Consider the following 2,597-nt stretch of genomic DNA (forward strand, 5'->3'; position numbering starts at 1 on the left):
CCGAAGTGAACATCAAGAGCGAAACCCGCGCCGAGTGCGACGAGCTGCTTCTGGCCGAGATCCTTAAGAACCTCGACGCTCTGCCCGAAGGCACGCGCGTGATGCTCAAGCTGTCGCTGCCGATCGTGGCCGGCACTTTCGATCCCCTCGTCTCGCATCCCAAGGTGCTGCGCGTCGTCGCGCTTTCGGGCGGTTATGCCCGTACCGAAGCCTGCGGCGAACTGGCGAAGAACAAGGGCATCATCGCCAGCTTCAGCCGCGCGCTGCTCGAAGACCTGCGTTCGCAGATGAGCGATGCCGAATTCGACGCGGCGCTGGGCGAAGCGATCGACGAAATCTTCAAGGGCTCGACCCAGAAGGTGGATGCGGCCGCCGCCGCCTGATCCGCTTCACCGGATTTGCTTGAAGGAGAGGGCGGTGCCGCAGGGCGCCGCCCTTTCATCGTTCAGAGGCCGCCCATGAAGCGGAAACCGAACTGGTAGGCCAGCGGGGCGGATTTGCGGCCGGCAACGGGATGGGGCAGGGCGTCCAGCAGGTCCAGCTGACCATCCGCGATCTGCACGGGCTGGCCCAGGGTCATCTCGATCTCGCGCGGGCCTGAGCCCAGCTCGACGCGCACCCGCAGGCGCAGGCGTCCGGCCCAGACGCATTGCGTACCCTCGGCACAGCGGCTGTCTTCGAGAAGCGCCAACGGCGTCACGCTTGGGCCGTCTACATAGACCGCCTCGCCGATGCGGGTATAGGCCAGCGGGGGGCCGCTATAGGGACCGGGCGCCGCAGGTGATTGCGGTGTGTAGAAATCGGCGGCGGCCGGGTTCTCCGAGCGGGCTTCAGGCGTGTTGTCGACAACCTGCGGCTCGGTCTGGTTCGCAACGAAGGGTTGAGCAGGGGCGGCTCGGGCAGGCGCGGTGCCGGGCGATTCCGGAATGATCCGGCAGGCCGAAAGCGCGACCAGCACGGTCAGGAGCGGAAGGGCGGTCGATAAGGCGGGGCGTCTCATGATCCTCACACTGTCTGTCGATCGAGCGGCGTTGGCCGCAGAAAACCGCATGGCGGCTGAACCTTGTCCTAACTATCGCCTTTGCCCGGAGGACAAAGCCTTTTCCCGGAGAAGCTTCATCGAGCCAGGCTTGCCGATCTTTTCTTCGCCTGCTGCATTTTCCGGGCGGTCAGGTGATTCCACCTGCGTCGAAAATGCTCTAGGGCGGCGGGCATGGAAGACATCGAACGCGCACCGACGCAGCTCTATCTGATCTCGCCGCTTGAAGTGGCCGGCGCATTTCCCGACCGCCTTGCGCGCGCGCTCGACGCGGGCCCCGTGGCGGCATTCCAGTTCCGCGTGAAGGATCTCGACCAGCATGAGGCGGCGCGACTTGCCGAGCCCTTGCAGAAGATCTGCGGCGATCGCAGCGTGGCCTTCATCGTCAACGATTCGGTCAGCCTCGCCAAGCGGCTTGGCGCGGACGGCGTGCATATCGGGCAGGAAGACGGGACCGTCGAGGAAGCTCGCCAGGCGCTGGGCCGCGATGCACAGATCGGCGTCACCTGCCACGACAGCCGCCATCTGGCCATGGACGCGGGCGAAGCCGGAGCCGATTATGTCGCCTTCGGTGCTTTCTTCCCGACCACCACCAAGCAGGTGAAACACACCGCGGGGCTGGACCTGCTGGAATGGTGGCAGGGCATCTTCGAACTCCCCTGCGTCGCCATCGGTGGAATCACGCCGGAGAACTGCGGGCCGCTGGTTGCGGCGGGCGCAGACTTCCTGGCGGTTTCGGGCGCAGTCTGGAATGGCGACGAAGTTGCCGCCATCAAGGCTTTTCACGAAGCGATGGCTGCCATTCAGGGATAAGGGCGCGACGTGGGGGTATCCACAAGCTATCCTCACGTCTTCCCCAGCATCTCCACCGTCCATCAACCGCTTCTGAACAGCTTATCCACAGGCTTGCTCCCAAGGGACGGCAGGTGCAGAACGGCGCCATGGATCTCGATCGCTACTTCGCCCGCATCGGTCTTTCCGTGGCATTCCCGACCTCGCCCTTGGAGCTTGCCGAGTTGCAAGCCGCGCACCGCCAATTCATCGGCTTCGAGAATCTGGCGATCCCGCTGGGTGAGCGCATCCGCATCGACAGCGCCAGCGTGTTCGAGAAGCTGGTGCTGCGCGGGCGCGGAGGCTATTGCTTCGAGCAAAACCGCCTGTTCGGCGACGCGCTCGCCGCGATGGGGCTGGTCAACCGGCCTTTGCTGGCGCGCGTATTGCTGGGGCTGGACCCAGGCGTCGTACCGCCGCGCACCCACACGCTGCTTCTGGTGAACCTCGGCGGGGAGGCGTGGATTGCCGATGCCGGTTTCGGCGGCAGCTACGTTCCGCCACTGCCGCTGGAAGACGGCGCACAGGCCCGGACGGACGACGGCGCATGGCATCGTCTCCTGCGCACGGGGGAGCGCGGCGCATTAGGCGGCGAATGGCGGCTGGAGCGTGCTGGCCCTGCCGGAGCCACGGATGACCGCGCGGCCCAGCACGGTGATTGGCAGCCGCAATATGTCTTCGACTTGGGCGACGTGGCGCCGGACGATCTGGAGATGAGCAATCACTA

The 2,597-nt window shown here is 65.5% G+C and carries 3 protein-coding genes and 1 pseudogene; 3 read left to right on the top strand and 1 reads right to left on the bottom strand.

Annotation, left to right across the window (positions count from 1 at the left end):
• Positions 1–383, top strand: a pseudogene (locus tag RT424_RS22095) (class I fructose-bisphosphate aldolase); the annotation flags it as partial.
• Between the two features lie 62 nt (positions 384–445).
• On the opposite strand, the gene RT424_RS22100 reads toward RT424_RS22095, so the two are convergent.
• Complete coding sequence (locus RT424_RS22100) at positions 446–1,000, bottom strand: hypothetical protein (protein ID WP_313442630.1); 555 nt, start codon at positions 998–1,000, stop codon at positions 446–448.
• Positions 1,001–1,213: 213 nt separating this feature from the next.
• Between RT424_RS22100 and thiE the strand changes: the two genes are divergently transcribed.
• Both thiE and RT424_RS22110 read left to right on the top strand, forming a co-directional pair.
• Entirely contained in the window at positions 1,214–1,852 is a 639-nt protein-coding gene (gene thiE, locus RT424_RS22105; protein WP_313442632.1) for a thiamine phosphate synthase, read from the top strand.
• Positions 1,853–1,980: 128 nt separating this feature from the next.
• The coding region (locus tag RT424_RS22110) for an arylamine N-acetyltransferase (RefSeq protein ID WP_313442634.1) at positions 1,981–2,597 on the top strand (617 nt) is incomplete at its 3' end.

The organism is Novosphingobium sp., from assembly GCF_032093395.1.
Classification (GTDB): Bacteria; Pseudomonadota; Alphaproteobacteria; order Sphingomonadales; family Sphingomonadaceae; genus Novosphingobium.

Coding starts and splice junctions, on each gene's coding strand:
- RT424_RS22100 (WP_313442630.1), bottom strand. CDS start 1,000: ATGAGACGCCCCGCCTTATCGACCGCCCTTCCGCTCCTGACCGTGCTG.
- thiE (WP_313442632.1), top strand. CDS start 1,214: ATGGAAGACATCGAACGCGCACCGACGCAGCTCTATCTGATCTCGCCG.